Raw genomic sequence first — 22,114 nt, 5'->3', positions numbered from 1 at the left:
TTAAATTTATCCTCCAAATTGTGTATAATTGAAAGTATTATATTAGGAAAGAGGCATAGACCAGTGAAAAAACTAAATGTAATGACTATTTTCGGTACTAGACCTGAAGCAATCAAAATGGCTCCACTTGTCCTTGAACTTAATAAACATCCACAAATAAATTCAATTGTCACTGTAACAGCTCAGCATAGAGAAATGCTAGATCAAGTTCTTGAGGCATTTTCTATTACGCCAGACCATGATCTAAACATCATGAAGCAGCGCCAAACATTATCTGAAATTACATCAAATGCATTGTTGAAACTAGATCAATTATTCCAAGAAGAAAAACCTGATATTGTGCTTGTTCATGGCGACACAACGACAACCTTTGCAGGAAGTTTGGCTGCGTTCTATCACCAAATTTCTGTCGGCCACGTCGAAGCTGGCTTAAGAACTCACAATAAATACTCACCGTTCCCTGAGGAATTGAACCGCCAAATGACAGGCACTATTGCTGACATTCATTTTGCCCCTACGGCTGAGGCGAAGCAGAATCTTTTAGTAGAAAATAAAAAAGAAGAGACCATCTGTGTGACAGGGAATACGGCCATTGACGCCCTGCAAACAACAGTCACAGAACACTATCAACATCCAATTCTAGAGAAGATCGGTTCAGATAAAATGATCTTATTAACGGCTCATCGCAGAGAAAATCTTGGTCAGCCGATGAAGAACATGTTTAGAGCGATTCGCCGTGTTGTCGAAGAATTTGAAGATGTTCAAGTCGTATACCCTGTCCATTTAAATCCTGCTGTTCGTGATGCGGCTCAGACAGAATTCAGTGATCTTGATCGTGTGCACTTAATTGAGCCGCTTGAAGTGGTTGATTTCCATAACTTCGCTGCTGCGTCGAACTTTATTTTAACGGATTCAGGCGGTGTGCAGGAGGAAGCTCCCTCTTTAGGAAAGCCAGTATTAGTGCTGCGTGATACAACAGAACGTCCTGAAGGCGTGAAAGCTGGTACGCTTAAGCTTGCAGGAACCGATGAAGAAACCATTTATCAGATGGCAAAAGAGCTGTTAGAAGACAAGCAAGAGTACGATAACATGTCAAAGGCTTCTAACCCTTATGGTGATGGACAAGCGTCGAAACGAATTGTCCAAGAACTCCTTCATCGTTTTGGTTTAAGTGATGAAAAACCAGCCCCATTTCAATCATAAAAAAAGAAGACTACATTCCTGTAGTCTTCTCAGCGTGTAGACAAACCCTCGCATTCTTTGTCAGTCCTGCGTGCTGGTGCTCACGAATGTCAAATTCGCTCCGCTCCAGTTCTCGTCCTTCCTAGACTTCAAGGGCTTTCTATCACGCTGAAAAGAAGACAAAGGGCTAAAATCAAGTTCATTTTAGCCCTTTGTCAACAATCGGAGAAGACTACATTCCTGTAGTCTTTTTTTACTGCTCCAAACTATCCTTCAATTCCTTCTTCACTTTCGCTAAACTACTGTCATCAAGCTGATAGTAATAAATATTATTGATTCGTGTGCCTGTTCCCTTTAGCTCGTGCTGTTTCACTTTTTTCCTTGCATCACGATAATCATTCATCATCGTCCACATGTCGTCAAAGGACATATTCGTTTTCATGTTGTTTTCAACGACTTTAAACATATCGCCGAATTTCGTAATAGAGGAAATGTTAGCCCCTTTTGCAATAATACCTTCGATGACTTGGCGCTGTCTTTCCTGACGACCGAAGTCACCTTTAGGATCTTGCTTTCTCATTCTTGTATAGGCAAGGGCTTGATCACCGTTCAGGTTAATCTCTCCTGTACCAAATGAATGGCCATCATAGCTGAAAGCAAACGTGCTGTTCACCGTAATCCCGCCAAGTGTATCGACAATGTCTTTAAAACTTTCCATATTCACTTTCACAAAGTAATCCACAGGTACATCAAGCAGTTCCTCTACTGTATCTGCCGCCATTTGTGTACCGCCGAAAGCGTAGGAGTGGTTGATTTTATCCATTGTGCCTTTTCCGACAATCTTTGTATATGTATCGCGGGGGATACTCACCATCTCAGTTGTTTTCGTTTTCGGATTCACTGTCATGTATATTAATGTATCTGCACGGCCGCGGTCATTCTTTCTTTCATCAACACCCATGACTAAAATGGAGATCGGGTCTTTTTTACTTAAATCGACATCTTTGTCACGCTTATCTGACTTCTTTAAGTTCTCCTGAATGCCTGCGACAGTTGATGCGGCTGTATTCCAAAGATGATAGGCATAGCCGCCCGTTACTAATACAAACAAGCCAATAATAGATAAAATAATCCAAAGTGCTTTTTTCTTATTTCTTTTTCTCTCTGCTCTCATTCTGTCCCTCACCTTTTCTCTCATTCTCCCATGATTATAGGTTTACGAATCTTGATAAACAAGTTATTTTTTTACTCTGAACCTAGATATAGACGTTGTAACAAAAAAAAGGTTTCAAAAAACCTTAAATTTACCTTAAAATATTAAGTTATAAGACGATACAAAGACATGAGGTGAAAAAAATGAAGAAAATCGTCGTTTTACCGTTCTTAATACTACTACTAGGTATCGTGCTCACAGCATGTGGAACGGCTGAGCAATCCTCAGGAGAAAACAAGACAAGCAGTTCAACTCCTCAGGTGCTGGAAGAAAAAGCTGAATTTATTGGAATGGCTGATGCACATACAGTCGAAGTAAAAAAAGTGAATACGACCTTAAGCTATGAATTTACGGATAATTTTAAAGATGTATTAAATGAATTTAAACCAGGTGACAAAGTAGAAATCTCTTACTTTATCAATGACAATGGTCAAAAAGAAATTCAAAAGATTGAAAAACAGAAGTAAAAAAAGATGGGCGGGATGAACAAAATTGAAGAAAACAGGCATTACACTTATCGTTCTCATGACAATGACACTATTAATTGCACCTTTTCAGTCTGCCATGGCCAGCTCGACAATTTCAGTGAAATTGTCTAATTATATAGGAAACAAAACAAGCATGGATATTTCAACAACTGGGGAATACAAGCTGTCAGGATCCAATGTTGCTGTGACGAAAAGATATGAGGGGAATAATAGATACGAAGTAGCCAATAGTATTGCTGATTCTGGCTGGAAGAATCCATCAACTATCGTTGTCGTAAATAAGGATGCTTTCGATCATGCAATGACCGTTTCTCCATTGGCTTACAAATTAGATGCACCAATTCTTTATTCTGGTGCTGCGAAGCTAACAAAAGCAACTGAGAACCAAATTAAAAAAATGAAACCCGATAACATCTTAATCATTGGGGATACAAAAAGTATTTCGTCTACCACTGAGAAAACCTTAAAAAAGTACGGGAAGATTAGAAGAATAAGCGGAAAAGATAAATTTGAAATATCTCAAAAAGTAGCCAAAGAGATGGGGAGTTATAAGCAGGCAATTGTTGCTGGCGGGGCTTCCTTTATGAATGGGACATCCATGATCTCTTATGCAGCTAGAAATGGGTATCCAATCTTATTAACAAAGAAAAATTCAATTCCGACTTATAAGATTCCTAGTAAGGTAATTGTAGTTGGAAGTACAAAAAGCATTAGCGAAAAAGTAGAAAAACAATTAAAAAAGACATCACAAGTTACACGAATCAGTGGTGAAAATCGCTATGAACTTTCTGTTAACATCATCAAGAAATTAAAGTTAAATGTAGATAAAGTATATCTTGCTAAAGGTTCTAGCTCAAAATATGCAATTCCTATGTCACTTTTAGCAGCGAAAAACAATCGTACTATGATTTATGTCAAAAAAGATTCTTTCTCTTCTTCTTTAAAGAAACTTTTAAAAGAAAACGGCACACATACATATCATATAGCAGGCAGTTCAAGTGTGCTTTCAGATACGCTCAAAAACGCTTTAGCCAAACAAGTCTATCTGAAAAAAAATCAAAACTACCAATTGAATATTTCTAACGGAAAAATTTCATTGAAAGGCATTAAGACGTATAACACATTAAGAGTTGTTCCTGAGAAATATTCAACCAAAAATGCCCTTCAAATCGCAGGGAAGCCATACTTAGGTAACGTCAACTTTGCTATTGAATCAGGATATATTAGGCCGACTAATGAAAACATTCCATTTGAAGACTATCTAAAAGGTGTTGTGCCAAACGAAATGCCTGCAAGCTGGCATGTTGAGGCATTAAAAGCACAAGCAGTTGCCGCTAGAACGTATTCAGTGAAAAGTATTGGAAAAGTTGTACCTGATACAACAGCCTTCCAAGTATATGGAGGATATAACTGGTACACAAATTCAACAAAAGCTGTTGATGCCACAAAAGGCAAGGTTCTAAAATACAACAATCAACTTATTTCAGCCACCTATTATTCTAGTAATGGTGGATACACTGAGGCGAGTGAAGAAGTATGGGGAAATGCACTGCCATACTTAGTCGCCAAGCAGGACACAAAAGATCCTGTCAATGCGTGGACACTGAAGTTGTCTAAAAAGCAATTAGGCACTACGTTGACTGCAAGTACAGCAGCTTCTGAGTGGTCTAAGGCAAAAGAAGCCAATGCTGCCGACCTTGCTGGTCTAAAATCATGGCTGTTGAAAAATAAAGAAACAGCTGCATCTGACATGAGAATTGCATCTATTTCAAGCCTGACATTCTCAGGAAAAACAAAAGGTCAGCGTGCGAAGACCGTTTCAATCAAGCTGAATTACCATCTGAAAAACAAAACAGGTACGTATACAGTGAACAAAAGTACAACGGCAAGTATGAAAATGACAGAGTTTAGAACAGTCATGGGCGCAACAAAGGTGAAAAGTACGTTTGCGTCAGTAAAGAATAATACAAATGATTTCACGATTTCAGGAAAAGGTTATGGTCACGGTATTGGGATGAGTCAATACGGCGCCAAAGCTAGAGCTGAATCTGGAAACTCGTATTCTTCTATACTTTCGTTCTACTATCCAGGTACAAAACTAACAAATTATTAAAGTTAAGGGAGGACACAGAAGATGCGCTCAATGATCAAAACAGCCATCCTCAGCCTCATCGCCATTTTCATTATTGTTCCAACAGCTTCAGCGGACAATTCTGTATCACGAATAGATGGGGGAAATCGTTACTCTTTATCTGTCAATGTGGCGAAAAAAGGTTGGGGAACAGCGAATACCGTTGTGCTAGTAGGGAAAAAAGCTTACGCTGATGCAACAGCAGCTGTCCCTTTAGCGTATCAACATAATGCGCCAGTTCTTTTTACAAATAGTAAAAACCTTTCATCAGAAACGAAGAAAGGATTAACGTCATTAAAAGCGAAAAATGTGATTGCGATTGGAACAACGGCAAGTGTTTCAAATAATGTCATCAATCAAGTAAAAAAACTAGGGATTTCAACAAAACGAATTACGGGAAAGAACAGATATGAAATCTCTACGAATATTGCAAAGCAAATGAAAAAACCAGCTGGTGTAGTGGTTGTAGAAGGTCATTCGTATGCGCATGGGATTGCGATTGCGCCATATGCTGCACAAAAAGGTTTCCCAATTTTATATACAGATAAAAAGGGACTTCGTTCTGAAATTTCAACTTTCGCAAAAACTAGTAATATTAAGCAAACAATTGTGATTGGCGGCGAATCGTATGTTACCAAAGCAGCATACAACAAGCTAAAGTCGCCAACGAGAATAAAGGGTGCTAACCGCTATGATATTGCAGCAAAGATTGTGACTAAGTATAAACTAAGTACGAGCAATACGTATGTTGCGAGAGGATTTGGTTATGCCTCTGCACCAGCAGCTGCTGGCATTGCAGCGAAAGAAAAGAAAGCTCTTTTATTAACAAATGAGAAAACTTTGCCTGTCCATACTCGGTCAATTATCGGCAGTAAAAACATAACGAAATTCACAGTAGTCGGAAATTCAACGACAGTGACGAATACTGTAGCATCTCAATTAAAGAACCCGGTTGTAGGTAAAAAAGTATTCCTTGACCCTGGCCACGGTGCTCAAGATTCTGGTGCTGTAGGATATGGTCTTTATGAGAAAAATTTAAACTTAGACGTAGCGAAGAGAGTGAACACTAAACTGAAAAGTGCTGGTGCACTCACTACCATGTCAAGAACATCAGACACATTCGATAGTCTTCAAACACGGGTGAGCAAAGGTGCGTCAGCAAATGCAGATATCTTCATCAGTGTCCATGCGAACTCAAATGATAACAGCAGTGCAAATGGAACTGAAACGTATTATGACAAAACATATGCGGCAACAAACAGCTTGAAGCTCGCGCAAAATATTCAGCCTAAAATGGTCAGTGCATTAGGCACAAGAGACCGTGGTGTGAAGACAGCTGCCTTCTACGTCATTAAATATTCTAAGATGCCAAGCGTTCTCTTAGAAACTGGTTTTGTTTCCAGTCCAGTTGATTCAAATATTTTGAAATCCGCTACTTATAAAGATCGATTGGCGTCAGGTATTTCAAGCGGTGTTTCAGGCTATTTTAGATAAGAAAACATACAAATGAGGGGTGCCGAAGATACACCTCTTAGGCTGCTCGAGAAACGACTCTCGGCAGCCTTTTTTCAAAAGTACATGAAGTGTTTCCAGGGTTCCATGATGAAGGGTTCAAAACCAAGGAGGTTGACTTCATGCGTTCTTATATCAAATGTTTTGTTTTAATTGTGGTTTCACTATGTTTATATGCACCATCAGCATTTGCGCAGCACAATGTATCAAAGATTGTGGGAAGTAATCGATATGAGGTGGCAGTTAACGCTGCAAAACGTGGCTGGTCGACAGCACCTACAGTTGTTTTAGTAGGCGGTGAAGCTTATGCTGATGCGCTAAGTGCTGTGCCGTATGCCTTTCAGCAAGGAGCCCCAGTGCTGTTAACGAATACTAGCAGTCTTTCAGGTGCAACTAAGTCAGGTCTTCAGCAGTTGAAAACGAAGCGTGTTATCATTCTTGGTGGAACCGCAAGCATTTCTCAAAAAGTCGTAGCGCAGCTAAAAGCAATGAATCTATCCGTATCGCGAATACAAGGAAAGAATCGATATGAATTGGCGGCAAACGTTGCTAAGCAAATGAAGAGTGTTGATACAGCTGTGATTGTGAATGGTTCTGCTTATGCAGATGCTGTGGCGATTGCTCCATATGCTGCAAAACAGGGCCTTCCTATTTTATTAACCGATGCAAAAGGGCTGCGGCAGGAAACAGCCAATCTATTAAAAAGCAAAGCGGTGAAACGGACGATTGTGATTGGCGGGGAAACAAGTGTCAATCAAGCAGCCTATCAAAAGCTGCCATCACCCGCGAGAATCAGCGGAGCCAATCGGTATGAAGTGGCAGCCCGAATTGCGAAAACATACCCGATGAAGACAACCCAAACGTATATGAGTAACGGCTATGCATATGCCGATGCGGCAGCTGCGGCAAGTACGGCAGCCAAGCAAGGGCAAACCCTTCTTCTTACAGACGCTCAATCAGTGCCAGATGCGATTCGTCGTGTCATTGGGACTAAAAAGATTTCAACATTTACAGTGTTGGGCGGAACATCAACCATACGAACCAGTGTGATCACACAGCTGAAAAATCATGTGTTAGGTGAAACCATCTTTATTGATCCAGGTCATGGTGCACAGGATGCTGGAGCGGTAGGAAATGGGCTTTTTGAAAAAAATGTTAATCTGGATGTCGCGTTAAAACTGCAAGCAAGGCTCAAACAAGCGGGTGCGCTGACGGTCATGTCTAGAACATCTGATACATTTGATTCCTTGCAAACACGTGTAAGCAAAGGATCACAGGCTGGTGCGGATGTGTTCATCAGCATCCATGCCAATGCAAATGATAATAGCGGTGCAAATGGAACAGAAACGTATTATGATGCGACGTATGCTTCGGCCAATAGTTTAAAGCTGGCACAAAAGGTACAGCCCCAGATGGTGAAAGCCCTTGGCACAAGAGATCGCGGTGTGAAGACAGCAGGATTCTACGTGATCAAGTATTCAAAAATGCCCAGCATCTTGCTTGAAACGGGGTTTGTAACCAGCCCGATTGATGCCAGTATATTAAAATCAACGACTGCCAAGGAGCGGCTGGCTTCAGGAATCGCAGCAGGTGTATCTCAATATTTTGAATAAAATAGATCGAATGAATGATATGTCAAGTTAAAAATACATTTCATTTCAGGTTATTTTTGTTATAATCGAAACATAGAGGGTGGATTTTTCACGTATTTGCCTTCCAATGACAGCAAATCGACAAATCATGAAGAGGTGACGATCTTGAAAAAATTAATCACAATGCCGTTTTTAGTTTTACTTCTAGGTGTAATGCTCACAGCATGCGGCACATCAAATCAGTCAAACGATAACAATACGGATAACAGCAAAAAAGAAACAACTGAAGCAGCAGATCAAAAGAAAGAAAATGCAACAGATGAAAAGACGGAAGACAAGTCTGCAAGTGAAAAAGCAGATGATGAAAGCAAAGAAACAGCTGCTCAAACAGAAGACCAAGCAGGTCAATCTGATGAAGATGCAAAAGAAAGCTCAAGTAAGGAAATCACAAAAGAAGAAACGACAAACGATCAGTCAAAAGCTGAATCTAAAACAAAAAAAGAATCTACAACGAAGAAAAATGAAGTCACCAAAGAAGGCACATATGTCGGTTTGGCTGATGGACATACAATTGCTGTCAACATTGATGGAAAAGAAGTAGCCATTCAATTCGGAAATACATTTTCTAAACAAGTGAACAGCCTAAAAGAAGAGTCAAAAGTGAAAGTAACTTATACAAAAGATGCAAACGGAACGCTTAGACTGAAGACGATCGAATCCGTAAAGGCAAAATAAAAAAAAGACACGTAGACCCGCAGAAATGCGGGTCTTTTTTACGTTTAAAAGGGCATAACTTGATATAAGGGCACATTCTTAACACACTTTTACAAGACTTAACAGCCCATTTACATTTGCTTAATGTTGCTCTGCTAAACTGACTTTCATAGAACATCTCTTTACACAACAACTACTTTGAATGGTGAGGTGCAGGTCAGTGAGCGCAGAGAAAGCGATGAACCTTTACAGAGAATATGAAGTGAGACGAAACCACTCTTTTGCTTTAACAGAACATATGGTTCGATATTTATTTGCAAAACGTTTCATAGATGTCGTGTTCTCGTTCATCGGATTGATGTTGAGTACGCCAATCATTTTACTGTTTGCCCTTTTAATTAAGCTAGAAACACCAGGGCCAGCCTTTTATATGCAGGAAAGGGTCGGAAAAGACGGTGTCTACTTTAAATTATGGAAGCTCAGATCGATGAGAACCAACGCAGAAAGCGGAGGAGCGAAATGGGCGCAAAAAAATGACCCTCGTATCACCAAAGTGGGGGCATTCATCAGAAAAACAAGAATTGATGAACTGCCGCAATTTATCAACGTGTTAAAAGGAGAAATGAGTATTGTAGGTCCACGTCCTGAAAGACCAATGTTTACTGCCGAATTTAATCGGACGATTCCAGGCTTTACAAAAAGACTGACAGTGAAGCCGGGGCTGACAGGTCTTGCTCAAGTAAATGGGGGATATGAAATGAGTCCAAGTGAAAAATTATCACATGACTTACAGTATATTCAAAACTTGACATTTTCTCTCGACACGAAGATTATGGTAAAAACGTTAAAAGTCATCGTGACTGGTGACGGAGCCAGATAAGTAAAGTAGGGAAGAGAAATGGCAAGTATGAAAAATCGCCTGCTGGGCGGAGCAAAATGGACAAGCTTGTCCGCATTGATCATTACCATCATCCAAATTGCACAGTTCGCCTTTTTAGGAAACGTAATGTCACTGAAAGAATTTGGACTCGTTGGCATGATCACAACTGTCACAATATTTACACAGATTTTACTTGATCTAGGCATCGGTGCTGCGATCATTCAAAAGGAACAAACGACGGAACGTCAATTATCTACATTATATTGGATCAACTTGCTGACGGGAATTCTCTTGTTTTGTGTATTGATCCTCGCAAGTCCCTTGATTGCCGCCTTTTATGCCAGACCTGAGCTGGAAGGCTTGCTCAAGTTATTATCAATCATGTTTCTCATTGCACCAATTGGTCAGCAATACCAATACATGATGCAGAAAGATTTAGCCTTTAAAACCTTAAGTACGATTGAGACGATAGCGACGATCATTTCGCTGATTGTTCTACTTATCCTAGCCTTTTTTATCAATCCAATTGTGGCCTATGTGATCTCTCAAGTGCTGCTTCAATCAGGAAAAGGTCTCATGTATGCAGCGGCTTATTGGAAGAAGTGGCGCCCAGCACCCGTTTTCGCATTAGGGGAAGTGAAAGAGTTTTTCTCCTTCGGGGCTTTCCAGCTTGCGTCAAGACTCGTCAATCGGGCAGGCTCAAACATCGACATGATTTTAATAGGACGGTTTCTTGGAGCAGAGGCATTAGGGATTTACAGCCTGGCTTATCAAATCGTCACAATCCCGGTGCTGAAAATTAACCCGATTGTGACGAGAGTGGCTTTCCCAGTTTTCGCAAAAAGTCAGCGTGATCACTCTAGGCTGCGTGAGGGCTTCCTCAGCATGACGAATATGCTTGCACTCATTAGTTTTCCACTACTCATCGGTCTTGCTGCCGTATCAGATAGCTTTATAGAAGTGGTGTTTGGAGAGAAATGGCTAGTGGCGGTCCCGGTTTTGAATATTTTGTGCATTGTCGGTCTACTCCGTGTGCTGATGAATCCAAATGGTTCCATCCTTCTTGCAAAAGGGAGAGCTGACTTAGCATTTTATTGGGATACAGGCATGCTCATCGTATATGGATGCGCCTTATATGCAGGAGTCCATACTGGCAGTCTATTGACTGTAGCTTGGGTCTACTCAGGGGTCAGTCTGCTGAATTTCATTGTCGGCAGGTGGCTGATGGCTTATGTCATTCAGCTAGATATGAAGGTGTATGTAAAATCACTCGTAAAGCCTGCTGTCATGACGTTGTTAATGGCCGCCTGCGCAGTGACTATTCATCAAGGGATGAAGCTGACATCAGCGGATATACTGCTTCAATTACTACTGACGATTGTTTTAAGTGCGGCTTTATATAGCTTGCTACTTGTCAAAATGTATCCGCAAATGGCAGGAAAATTATGGAGAAGAGGTCGTTCGTCATGAAGGTGCTATGGCTGACAAGTGTATATCCTAGTGAAAAACATCCAAGTGAAGGCGTCTTCCATGAAACGCAAGTGCAGGAGCTGGTCAAACAGGGCGTAGAAGTGAGCGTGATTTGTCCTACTCCTGTCAATCCGCCCATCTTACGGATGCTTAAAACTTCCTATCGTCAGAGAAAAGATCTTCCCCAGCAGGAAGTGAGGTGCGGCGTGCCGGTTTACAGACCGCCTTATACAGCGCTGCCTGGACAGCTAAAATGGGCTCAGCCGAGTAAACGAATCGCAGCTTCTGTCCTGCGCACAATGGAGCGTTATGAACTGTCACCGGATTTCATCCATGCGCACTTTGCCATGCCGTCTGGCGGCGCAGCAGCTGTGATCAAAAAGGAAGCAAACATCCCTTATCTTCTGACCTTACACGGCAGTGATGTGAACGTCTATCCAACCTATAGTCAAGGGGCGCTTGCAGCCTTTAAAGCAGCAGTAAAACAGGCGTCTGCTGTTCTCACAGTGAGTGAAGAGCTGGCAAAGAAAACACATGACATGACAGAGGTGGATGCACAATGCCTCCCGCTTGGAATTCCGCTCAAGTCATTTGCTAGAACACTGGGGGATCAAACAGCCATCAGAAAGCAGATTGGTTTACCGCTTCACGACAAGCTCGTCGTTTATGTCGGCCGTTTAGTCAAAGAGAAAGGTTTGCTTGAATTAGCGGAAGCTGTCAGCGGGATGGAGGGTGTAAAAGTCGTCTTTGTCGGAAAAGGCCCCCTCGCAAAGGAGCTGACCGAACGGGCGGGAGAATCCATTATACTCCCGGGGCAGGTGCCGAATGAACAAGTCAAACATTATTTAATGGCAGCTGACCTGTTTGCCCTTCCTTCCTACAGTGAAGGAATGCCGACTGTCGTTCTTGAGGCGCTCGCTTTAAAAATGCCTGTCATCGCAACACGGGTTGGTGGTCTCCCATCACTATTTTCTACCTATCAACATCTGCTCATTGAACCGCGTTCAACGAGTCAGTTAAAAGAAGCGATTCACGCTTATCTTTATGAAAACAGATGGAACGAGCAAGTGAAGAACGATCTTCACCACATCGTCCATACAGATTATTCATCATCACATAATGCTAAGCTCCTGATTCAGCAATATGAAAAGGTGCTGAATCAATCAACATCCACCGTTTAAACAGGATGAAATGTGCAAAGACTGATAGATAAACAGTTTGGAACGACCAATATGCTTTTACTGAGAGGATGAAACATGTTGAAGAAAATTGCTGTGATTGGAACAGGATATGTCGGGTTAGTATCGGGTACTTGTTTTGCTGATATCGGAAATCGCGTCATTTGTTGTGACATCGACGAATCAAAAATCAACAGCTTAAAAAGCGGTCTCGTTCCAATTTATGAACCGGGCTTAAAGGAATTGATTGAGAAGAATACAGAAGAGGGAAGATTGTGTTTTACAACCAATATTCCCGCTGCAATTCGAGAATCAGAGATTATTTATATTGCTGTAGGAACACCAATGACATCTCAGGGGGAAGCGGATTTAACATTCGTGAAAGCTGTGGCTCAAACGGTTGGGGAACACCTGAATGGCTACAAAATCATCGTGAATAAGAGCACAGTGCCAGTTGGAACAGGACGTCTTGTTCAAGCCATTGTTCAAAAGGCTTCACGCAGTAAATATCCATTTGACGTCGTGTCCAATCCAGAGTTTCTACGGGAAGGTTCAGCTATTCAAGATACGATGAATATGGAGAGAGCGGTCATTGGCTCTACAAGCGCACATGCATCCACGATCATTAAAAAATTGCATGATCCGTTTCAAACAGAAGTGGTTGAGACCAATCTAGAAAGTGCAGAAATGATTAAGTATGCGGCAAATGCCATGCTCGCCACAAAAATCTCATTCATCAATGACATTGCGAACATTTGCGAGAGAGTTGGTGCTGATGTGGAAAAAGTCAGCGAAGGCGTTGGGTTAGACAGCCGGATCGGGCATAAATTTTTAAAAGCAGGCATTGGATTTGGTGGTTCCTGTTTCCCAAAAGATACGATGGCTCTTCTCAAAATTGCCGAAACAGCTGGCTACCGGTTCAAGCTGATCGAATCTGTCATTGAAACAAACAACCACCAAAGAGCCCATCTTGTCAGCAAACTGATGAGTGTGTTCGGTGATATTAAAGGAAAAACGATTTCCGTTTTAGGGCTCGCATTTAAACCAAATACAAACGATATGCGTTCAGCCCCAGCACTAGATATTATCCCAATGCTGAGAGAGCTCGGAGCTTTTGTCAAAGCCTATGATCCAATTGCTTATGTAGAAGCAGAAAGAGAGCTTGGCCCGCAGGCAGTCTTCAGCAATGATCTCTATGAAACAGTGAAAGATACAGATGCTTGTCTCATCTTAACGGAATGGGATGACGTACAGAAGATGGATAAGGATCAGATCAAGCAGCTGCTTCGTTCTCCCATTTTAATTGATGGAAGGAATTTGTTTGATCCAGCAGAAATGAAAGAGAGAGGATTTATTTACCAGTCCATCGGCCGCCCAGGCGTATGGGAAACAGAATTGGTATCGAAGGCACAATAATAGGGGGAACTTGGATGAAGAAAGTATTGGTAACTGGGGGAAGTGGATTTATAGGATCTCATACGGTAGAGGCTTTATTAGAGAAAGGTTATGAGCCCATCGTTCTTGACAACTTTTCAACTGGATCGAAGGAAAATATCGCTCATCTTTCCGTACAATGCATTGAAGCAGATGTCACAAAATCAGAAACGGTCGATTTGATCAAACACATTGCACCAGATTATATCATTCATCTTGCAGCGCAAGTGAGTGTAGCCGTTTCGGTTCAACATTTCGTCTATGACGAAGAGGTCAATATTAAAGGTTCGCTGCATGTGATCAAAGCAGCGGCTGAAGCCGGGGTTGAGAAAGTGGTGTTTGCCTCATCGGCAGCAGTCTATGGAGACCCAGTCTATCTGCCGGTCGACACAGCTCATCCACTGCAGCCTGGTTCACCTTATGGCTTGTCGAAACTGACAGTTGAACGATACTTACAGATGGCAAAATCACTCTATGATGTGGACTATTGTATTATGCGGTACAGCAATGTATATGGTCCGCGCCAAGATGCACTTGGTGAAGGCGGTGTTGTCTCTATTTTCTCTGATAAGTTTGCGAAAAATGAGGCGCCTTTCATCTTCGGAAACGGGGAACAAACAAGAGATTTCATCTATGTAGGCGATCTAGCCGCAGCGAATGTTGCAGCTTTAACAGCTCAATCAAACGTTTGTTTAAATATCTCAAGTGGTTATTCCATCACGGTGAATGAGCTGTTTCAAACGATGAAGCGAGTCACGAGATCAGATCTTGAACCGATTTATAAGCCTCAGCGTGCAGGAGATATTGTGCATAGTACATTGGAAAATGAGGAAACGAAACAAGTCTTAGCATGGGAGCCTGTTGTGAGTTTACAAGAAGGTTTGGCTCGTACCATTTCCTACTATGAACAGGAAGTAAAGGCTTAATCCCTCAAATCGGATGGGTTGCTTAGGAGGAACAAGGGTATGAGTGTGAAACAAACAGCATGGCAAATCATAATCGGATGTATTTTATTAGCAGCAGGTATTTGGCTTGTACAAATGGCATCCACGCAGCCTATCGGGTTAAAGAAGATGGTGGTCATTCCGGTTTTGATTGTGGTGCTCATAGCGGCTGCTATATGTATGAAGCTCTACATGAATGGTGAGCACATATTCATGTCAGCCATTTACCTTTTGATTGCATTAACATTTCTCAATAACGCTTTTTTCTCTATCAGTGCCGGATTCTTTAGTCTCTTTCTCTACCGCATCATGCTCTTGGCTGTCTTTGCTTTATTCATATGGCGGATGAGGGACAAAGGAACGTACATATCTCAGTGGCAGCAAATTCGCGTTAAAGGCATTCTTGGTTTTTTCGCTGCATGGTTTCTTTACGGACTCATCTCACTGCTTTGGGCTCATTCGGTCACAGATGGCCTGAAATATATGTCTCTTCTTGCGATGGGAATGGGTTTTGTCTTTCTTGTGGTCATGTACATTCAGCGAATGGATCAGATCGTGACTTTTTATAGTATTTGGCTAGTCATGACCGTATTTGTGATGGGAATCGGGTTCTATAATCACTTGACCTTGAACCATTTACCGAATACCTCATTGTATCTTGGACCAGCATACAAACAGCACTATCCTACAGCTGTCTTCTTTAACCAAAATGATTTTGCGACTTTTTTATCTATTAGCTTTTTCTTATATGTGGCGTGCATGCGCCAAATGAAAAATGGTTATATCAAAGCGTTCGGATTACTAGGAGCCATCTTAGCGCTGTATCTCATTTTGTTAACAGAATCGCGCGCCAGCTTGCTTGGCATATTAGCCGGAGCGGCAATCTATGTATGGCTGTTGATGCCTCGCTTTTTAAAAAAGTGGTCCATCATGGCAGCAGGCGGGCTTGTTATCATCTGTATCGCCATTTTTTCAGCCAAAATCTATTCTGTCTTTTATGACTTGTTTCTCGCTTCTCAGGTCGCTCATTCTTTTAGCGAACCACTTCCGTCCAACATTGCCCGGGCAAATTTAATCAAAAACGCTTGGTATTTCTTTACGAATTCATACGGTTTCGGAGTCGGAGCGGGCAATGTGTCTTATTACTTAGCTCACTTTTCTATCTTTGATACAGATCAGGTCGTGGAAGTTCACAATTGGCTGCTAGAGGTGATGACGAATTTTGGGTTTGCCGTCATGCTAGGTTATATCTCAGTGTATGCCTATCTCATGTTCTCACTGTACAAACAATACCAATTGGCTGACACGAGATCAGCCAAGATGATCATTGAAGGTCTATTTGCTGCCATGCTGAGCTTTCTCGTCTCAAGTATCAGTCCGAGTTCGGTCTCGAATTTATATTTCCACTGGGTGTTTCTAGGTCTAGTGATCGCAGCGGTCAATATCATGAGAAATAAACAGCGCTTCAAGCCGTGGGCAAACGTGTGATGCTGAGTTTGTGTGGCTACACTAGTGAAAAATTAAATACGTCAATGTTGGGAGAATGAGCATGTCTGGTTTTATGTTAAGAATAGGGAAGCGAATGAAAAAATATATCGTCTGGCTTGTGCTGCTGCCCGTTGTATTGGCTGCTTTTGGTTTCTTTTTTGCCAAGGGGACAGTAGAACAGTCTAGTTACACAGCTGCTGTGACCTTGACGCTTGGGAAATATGACGACGGTGTGTATAACAATATGGAAGAAGTGACATCTCTATTAAAAAGTGATGCATTTCTGAATCAAGCACTCCGTGATGTAAAGGAAGAAGAAAGGCAGGATGTGAAAAATCGTTTGATTCTCACGAACCAGTCCGATACACAATTGCAGTTGTCGTTTACAGATGCTGATCAAGCTCGAGCTTTGGCGGTAGTGAAACAAGTGTCAGATACATTTTTAAAGCAGGACAAAGCCTTATTTACGAAAAGACAGCAAGTCATTGAAAGGAGACTATCCGCTCTTGAAGATGAATCTGTCAGCAATGACTCCAAGGTCGATAAAGAACGATTTTTATATGAATTGGAATCGACAAAGCTCGGGATGAAGCAGGCAAAGATTGTCGATCCTGCCCAAGTGCTTGATGAAGCAGGCAAAGGCATGTCAGCGAAAAAACGAGCACTGCTTGGACTTGTCATTGGCCTTAGCATCTCGCTTATGTTTGTGGTGTTACCTGAAGTGTTCAAAGAATCTTAATGATGAACTGGAGATGAGTCTTAGGTGAACAATCAACCGTTAGTATCAATTATTACACCGGCGTATAATGCGGAACGTTATTTAACGGATACAGTTCATTCCGTCCTTGCCCAAACCTATTCCAACTGGGAGATGATCATTGCAGATGATTGCTCAATAGATGGCACAAGGAAGTTGTTAGGGGAATTAAGTCAGACGGACGACAGAATCAACGTCATTTATTTAGAGGAAAACGGGGGAGCCGCTATTGCTAGAAACACCGCCATCAAACAGGCGAAAGGCCGCTTTATCGCTTTTTTAGATAGCGATGATATGTGGAAACAGACAAAGCTCGAAAAGCAGGTCAAGTTTATGTTAGAAAATGATCATGCCTTTACTTTCACGGCATATGACATCATTTCAGAAAATGGAGAGCCGTTACAAAAAACCGTCACAGCGCCGGCTCAGTTGAACTACAATGAAGCTTTAAAAAATACGATTATCGGCTGTTTGACGGTGATGCTCGATCTTCAACAAGTAGGACACGTGGAAATGCCAAACATTCGAACAAGGCAGGACTTAGCCACATGGCTCTCTATTTTAAAAAAAGGATTTACTGCCTATGGAATGAGTGAGCCGCTCAGTGAATATCGCATCGTGGGAAACTCGATTTCTAGTAACAAGTGGAAAGCAGCGAAAAAAACATGGTTTGTCTACAGAGAAATTGAGCAGCTTCATTTTGTGAAAGCATCTTGGTGTTTTATGCACTATGCCACAAATGCTGTCAAAAAGCGCTTATAAACAGAAGGGAAAAAAGGTGATGAAGGTGAAAGCAGAGTCGATCATACATGTGATTGTCGCAACGGGAGAATGGGGACACGATGGCCTAAGGTACAGACGGCATCGACTGGCGGAATTTCTTGCATCTGATCCAGAAACGAAAGAGGTCATCTGGGTATGCCCATCTGCCACTCGTCATTCAGCTCCCTTTCAGCCTATAACGGATCGAATGAAGCAAATGACCATTCCTGATGTGCTCAAGAGCAAGTTTTTTCGCTTTGGCCGTTATCAAGATATGTTTTATTTTCATAAATTATCTCCTCTTCTTGAGCATTTGCGTCAAGAAGAAAAGCAGGGCATAGCCGTCTGTTTATGGTATACGTTTCCGGGATTTCCGCTCTTATCTTCTTTATTTGAATGGAAACATATTGTGTATGATTGCAGTGACCTGTGGGGAGAGCCCATCAGCGGAAAAAACAACATTCTCTCTTATATGAGACAGCGAGTCATTGTAAAAGCTGAAAACCGCATTATTAAATATGCACACAGCATTACATGCTCTTCACAATACTTACATGATCAAATCAAAAAAAGGCTCATGGGTGAACCGAAAGATGTCTTTACAGTGGAAAATGGCGTCGAGTATGATGTGTTTGCAAAAAGCAACCTTCCTAGCAGGGAAGACGTGCTAGAGGGAAGAGAGGGAACGGTTCTTGGCTTTATAGGTGGGATCAAGCCGAAACTCGATTTTGACATGATCGCTCAAGCTGCTCGCATGCAGCCAGATTGGACATTTTTATTTGTCGGTCCGGATGGAACGAATGGAGATCCATCTTTTCAGCATGCACTCAAACTGCCCAATGTCCTATGGACTGGAGCAGTCGCACCAGAAGAAGTGCCTGCTTATATGAAATTAATTGATGTAGGGATGATGCCATACAAACAGTCTCCTTACAATCAAGCGGTTTTTCCGCTCAAGCTGTATGAATTTTTAGCTGCCGGAATCCCTGTTGTTGGTTTAAATCTTCCATCAACGGAAAGACTAAAAGAGAATGATGTGTATGAATATGTAGAGGGCGAAGATCCAGCACTCTTCGTAGAAGCCTGCCAGAAAGTGATCAGTAAAAAAGATGACATGACATGCAGACATCTAAGACAAAGCCGGGCAAAGAAAAAAGATTGGCACGCACTGTTCACAAACATGGTGGAATTAACGAATATTAAAGAAAACGCATAATTCATTCAGGATTGTGCGTTTTTATTTGTTTCTTCTTCTTAGGGGGAGCTTGTGATCATCCTATATTCAATTGTATAATGGAAAGAGCGGCCAATATACAAAATACAGATTTCAATTTAGAAGGAGACTGACCTATGGATTACGAACGCGCCTTATTAGCGTTTTTTGTCTCTCTGGCTACAGTTTTAATTGTGACACCAATCGTCAAAAAGTTTGCAATTAAGATTGGTGCAGTGGACCAGCCGAATAAACGAAAAGTTCATGATAGAGTAATGCCTCGAATGGGCGGTTTGGCGATTTTTATTGGGGTAGCGGCTGGAGCACTAGCAGGCGGGCTGTTTCTACATAATAAAATTACAGCTATATCAGTTGGCGCTGTACTCATCGTCATTTTAGGTATATTTGATGATAAATATAATTTAAGTGCAAAATTTAAATTTCTTGTACAAGTTCTCGTTGCTTGCTTAATCGTGAGCACGGGCTTAAAAATGGACTTTTTCTCTGTTCCTTTCTTAACAGATCGACTGGAGTTAGGATGGATGGCGTATCCCCTGACTGTACTATGGATTGTTGGGATTACAAATGCGATCAATTTAATTGACGGATTAGATGGACTGGCTGCCGGAATTTCGGTTATCGGTTTAACCACGATTGCCGTCATGGCATTTTCTGCGGACAAGATCCTGATTCTTTCGTTATCTCTTGTCGTCATTGGCAGTACCATCGGTTTTCTTTTTTATAACTTCCATCCAGCAAAAATATTTATGGGTGATACAGGTTCGTTATTTTTAGGCTATATGATCTCGGTCCTGTCACTTTTAGGATTGTACAAAAGTGTTACTTTGTTTAGTGTTGTTGTCCCTGTAATTATTTTAGGTGTGCCTATTTTTGATACGACCTTTGCGATCATAAGACGAATATTGAATAAACAGCCTATCTCATCACCTGACAAATCACACATCCATCATCGACTGATGGCCTTTGGCTTATCACATCGAATGGCAGTGATTGTGATTTACATGATTGGCTTAGTCTTCAGCTTAAGCGCTATTTTGCTGACAAGTGCCACCATTTGGCTGTCATTGATCATCATCTTTTTACTGGTCATGTTTATGCAAGTTATCGCTGAAGTCACTGGTTTGGTGAACGAAGAGTTTAAACCATTTACGAAATTCTACAAACGAATGGTCAAAAGACAATAAAAAAACAGCCCGCTTCCAAGGAACGGGCTGTTTTCCTATTATTGTCCTGATGTGCTGGTCGAAGGGGCCTGTGTATCGGCTGACCCTGTTGTACCAGAAGATGAATCGGTTTGTGTATTTGTTTCAGTTGAGGACGATGACTCAGCAGGAAGCTTTAAATGTGTCCTTAACTCATTTTGCACCTCAGCCAAGTTGGTTTGATCTGGCTCAAAGAAGTACGTTCGATTTGGTCCTAAATAAAGGTCTGATCCTTTAATAGATAGTGTTTCAGTATCGTCTCCTTTAAAACCACTGTAAATTTGCTGTAGAGCAAGTCCTTCTGTGATGCGGAAGTTGGTTGTTATATGATCACTTACTTCTTTTGCAATATTATCCACGTTTGCAATGTTATGAGGTTTCGCCATTTGATCAATCATGGCACGTAAGATTTGTTTCTGACGATCGTTACGCCCGAAATCACCACGTGGATCTTGTTTTCTCATTCGCGCGTAAGCAAGTGCCTCTTCCCCGTTTAAATGCATATTCCCTTTTTTAAAGTAAATCTTTTTCGATTTTTTGACGTCACTTTTTTCATTGAAGTCAAATGGAACGTCTATATCGATTCCCCCAACTTCATCAATGACATCCTTAAAACCGTCAAAGTCCACTGTTGCATATTTGTCAATTGGGATATGCAAGAATTGTTCGACAGTTTCAATCGTTTCGTCTTTACCGCCTTTAGCAAATGCCGCATTGATCTTTACTTTATTTCCCGTTGTGTCACTAGCAAGCTGTACTCGTGTGTCACGGGGGATACTGACCATTTTCATCGTTTTATCCTGAGGATTAATCGTTGCGACGATGAGTGAATCTGAACGGCCGTGATCACCATTTGTGGCGTAATCCTCTATACCAACAAATAGGACAGAGAAAGGTTTTTTCTTTATATCAATGACAGCATCACGGAGTTTCGATTTCTCCCCACGCTCTAATTCATCATAAGTTTTGTCAGCAGCCTGGAGTGTATTCACAATCTTATAAACTGCAAATCCGCCCATGCAGATGAAGAGAAGCAAAAATAAGACCAGAATCCGTTTGAAAATCTTTTTCTTCTTACTCTTTTTCTTTCGTACACGCACTTTTACTCGTTGTGCCATTCATCTGTCTCCTTTATCGGACCAACGTCCTTTTCTAAATAAATCAATTCGCCTTCTTTAGTAACACTCTTTCCATTAGTTAACTCAGTCATCCATTCAATGAACTGCTCTGTTTGTGTTTCTTCTACATACGTTTCAAAAATCACATCTTCTGCATAATGGATGTCTTTTAGCTGAAAAGATGAGGCTCTAAGCTCATTCTCTACCTTTCCAAGCCATGTATAATCTATTGTTGTGTGCATCGTACGCATTAAACAGCGTTCTACCATACCAACATGATTAATAGCTTCAGACACAGATTTTCCGTACGCACGAATTAATCCACCGGCACCTAGCTTAATACCGCCGAAATAACGAGTGACGACAACAACTGTATCTTTCAGCTTGCGTTTTTTTAGCACTTCAAGCATGGGTACCCCTGCCGTACCGCTTGGTTCACCATCATCATTTGCTTTTTGAATCAGATCATGTTCACCGATCAAATAGGCGGAACAATTATGAGTGGCGTTCCAATGTTGTTTTTTTATGGATTGTATAAAGGCTTGTGCTTCTTCTTCTGAGACAGCACGTTGTATATGACAAATAAAACGTGATTTTTCAATGACGATCTCATGCTCGCCACGGCTTTTTACTGTGAGATAGCGGTTCAGCAAAAGACATACCCTCCTGACAAGCAAATTGTAAGGCTAGAGAAAATTTGCATTGGTTTTAGAATTTTACAGCGTATTTTGTTATGATGATAGGAGCGGAAAAAGGGTCGTCATAAAAATTTCATGATTTATACGCATTCTTTCATTATAATTCGACATAAAATG

19 protein-coding genes are annotated in these 22,114 nt (G+C 41.4%); 16 read left to right on the top strand and 3 right to left on the bottom strand.

The annotated features are described in order from the left end of the window. Positions 1-63 precede the first annotated feature (63 nt). A complete protein-coding gene (gene wecB / locus MHH31_RS16480) occupies positions 64-1,203 on the top strand; it encodes a UDP-N-acetylglucosamine 2-epimerase (non-hydrolyzing) (RefSeq protein ID WP_047946954.1) in 1,140 nt (379 codons plus the stop codon). A gap of 232 nt (positions 1,204-1,435) precedes the next feature. Here wecB and MHH31_RS16475 read toward each other — a convergent pair whose 3' ends face one another. Next, complete coding sequence (locus MHH31_RS16475) at positions 1,436-2,356, bottom strand: LytR family transcriptional regulator (RefSeq protein WP_073412884.1); 921 nt, start codon at positions 2,354-2,356, stop codon at positions 1,436-1,438. 182 nt (positions 2,357-2,538) lie between these two features. On the opposite strand from MHH31_RS16475, the gene MHH31_RS16470 reads away from it, so the two are divergent. From MHH31_RS16470 to MHH31_RS16400, 15 genes are all read left to right on the top strand, one after another. Beyond that, the gene (locus MHH31_RS16470; protein WP_024719258.1) at positions 2,539-2,862 is read left to right on the top strand and encodes a hypothetical protein; all 324 of its coding nucleotides are present in this window, start codon (positions 2,539-2,541) and stop codon (positions 2,860-2,862) included. Between the two features lie 25 nt (positions 2,863-2,887). Further along, positions 2,888-4,996, top strand: coding sequence for a SpoIID/LytB domain-containing protein (locus tag MHH31_RS16465; protein WP_058336991.1), 2,109 nt, complete (start codon positions 2,888-2,890; stop codon positions 4,994-4,996). Between the two features lie 21 nt (positions 4,997-5,017). Further along, positions 5,018-6,508 carry an N-acetylmuramoyl-L-alanine amidase gene (locus tag MHH31_RS16460; protein WP_058336990.1) on the top strand — a complete coding sequence of 497 codons (1,491 nt, stop codon included), beginning with the start codon at positions 5,018-5,020 and terminating at the stop codon, positions 6,506-6,508. A 140-nt stretch (positions 6,509-6,648) separates the two neighbouring features. After that, positions 6,649-8,139 (top strand): N-acetylmuramoyl-L-alanine amidase, encoded by a 1,491-nt coding sequence (locus MHH31_RS16455; protein ID WP_342495008.1) that lies wholly within the window; start codon positions 6,649-6,651, stop codon positions 8,137-8,139. Positions 8,140-8,274: 135 nt separating this feature from the next. After that, positions 8,275-8,853 (top strand): hypothetical protein, encoded by a 579-nt coding sequence (locus MHH31_RS16450; RefSeq protein ID WP_223255607.1) that lies wholly within the window; start codon positions 8,275-8,277, stop codon positions 8,851-8,853. Positions 8,854-9,052: 199 nt separating this feature from the next. Continuing rightward, a complete protein-coding gene (locus tag MHH31_RS16445; RefSeq protein WP_008348294.1) occupies positions 9,053-9,712 on the top strand; it encodes an exopolysaccharide biosynthesis polyprenyl glycosylphosphotransferase in 660 nt (219 codons plus the stop codon). A gap of 18 nt (positions 9,713-9,730) precedes the next feature. After that, complete coding sequence (locus MHH31_RS16440; RefSeq protein ID WP_341017662.1) at positions 9,731-11,182, top strand: MOP flippase family protein; 1,452 nt, start codon at positions 9,731-9,733, stop codon at positions 11,180-11,182. Continuing rightward, positions 11,179-12,363, top strand: a complete 1,185-nt coding sequence (locus MHH31_RS16435; protein ID WP_041507844.1) for a glycosyltransferase — start codon at positions 11,179-11,181, stop codon at positions 12,361-12,363. Before MHH31_RS16440 ends, MHH31_RS16435 begins: the two co-directional genes overlap by 4 nt. Before the next feature lie 75 nt (positions 12,364-12,438). Continuing rightward, a complete protein-coding gene (locus MHH31_RS16430; RefSeq protein WP_048001926.1) occupies positions 12,439-13,776 on the top strand; it encodes a UDP-glucose/GDP-mannose dehydrogenase family protein in 1,338 nt (445 codons plus the stop codon). A 14-nt stretch (positions 13,777-13,790) separates the two neighbouring features. Next, a complete protein-coding gene (locus MHH31_RS16425; RefSeq protein WP_268356767.1) occupies positions 13,791-14,720 on the top strand; it encodes an NAD-dependent epimerase/dehydratase family protein in 930 nt (309 codons plus the stop codon). 39 nt (positions 14,721-14,759) lie between these two features. Further along, entirely contained in the window at positions 14,760-16,226 is a 1,467-nt protein-coding gene (locus MHH31_RS16420) for an O-antigen ligase family protein (protein WP_268356768.1), read from the top strand. A 61-nt stretch (positions 16,227-16,287) separates the two neighbouring features. Next, positions 16,288-16,965, top strand: a complete 678-nt coding sequence (locus MHH31_RS16415) for a hypothetical protein (protein WP_024719248.1) — start codon at positions 16,288-16,290, stop codon at positions 16,963-16,965. Between the two features lie 24 nt (positions 16,966-16,989). Next, entirely contained in the window at positions 16,990-17,745 is a 756-nt protein-coding gene (locus tag MHH31_RS16410) for a glycosyltransferase family 2 protein (RefSeq protein WP_342473623.1), read from the top strand. Between the two features lie 19 nt (positions 17,746-17,764). Continuing rightward, positions 17,765-18,961, top strand: coding sequence for a glycosyltransferase (locus MHH31_RS16405; protein ID WP_041508115.1), 1,197 nt, complete (start codon positions 17,765-17,767; stop codon positions 18,959-18,961). A 134-nt stretch (positions 18,962-19,095) separates the two neighbouring features. After that, positions 19,096-20,163 carry an MraY family glycosyltransferase gene (locus tag MHH31_RS16400; RefSeq protein ID WP_024719245.1) on the top strand — a complete coding sequence of 356 codons (1,068 nt, stop codon included), beginning with the start codon at positions 19,096-19,098 and terminating at the stop codon, positions 20,161-20,163. A gap of 38 nt (positions 20,164-20,201) precedes the next feature. On the opposite strand, the gene MHH31_RS16395 is transcribed toward MHH31_RS16400, so the two are convergent. Together MHH31_RS16395 and MHH31_RS16390 are read right to left on the bottom strand one after the other, a co-directional pair. Further along, positions 20,202-21,299, bottom strand: a complete 1,098-nt coding sequence (locus tag MHH31_RS16395; protein WP_024719244.1) for an LCP family protein — start codon at positions 21,297-21,299, stop codon at positions 20,202-20,204. After that, positions 21,284-21,952, bottom strand: coding sequence for a YigZ family protein (locus tag MHH31_RS16390; RefSeq protein WP_017357860.1), 669 nt, complete (start codon positions 21,950-21,952; stop codon positions 21,284-21,286). Before MHH31_RS16390 ends, MHH31_RS16395 begins: the two co-directional genes overlap by 16 nt. Positions 21,953-22,114 lie beyond the last annotated feature (162 nt).

The organism is Bacillus sp. FSL K6-1033, assembly GCF_038630765.1.
GTDB classification, from domain to species: domain Bacteria; phylum Bacillota; class Bacilli; order Bacillales; family Bacillaceae; genus Bacillus; species Bacillus altitudinis.
The sequence above is the reverse complement of the archived record's forward strand: the minus strand, read 5'-3'. Positions and strand labels throughout refer to the sequence as shown.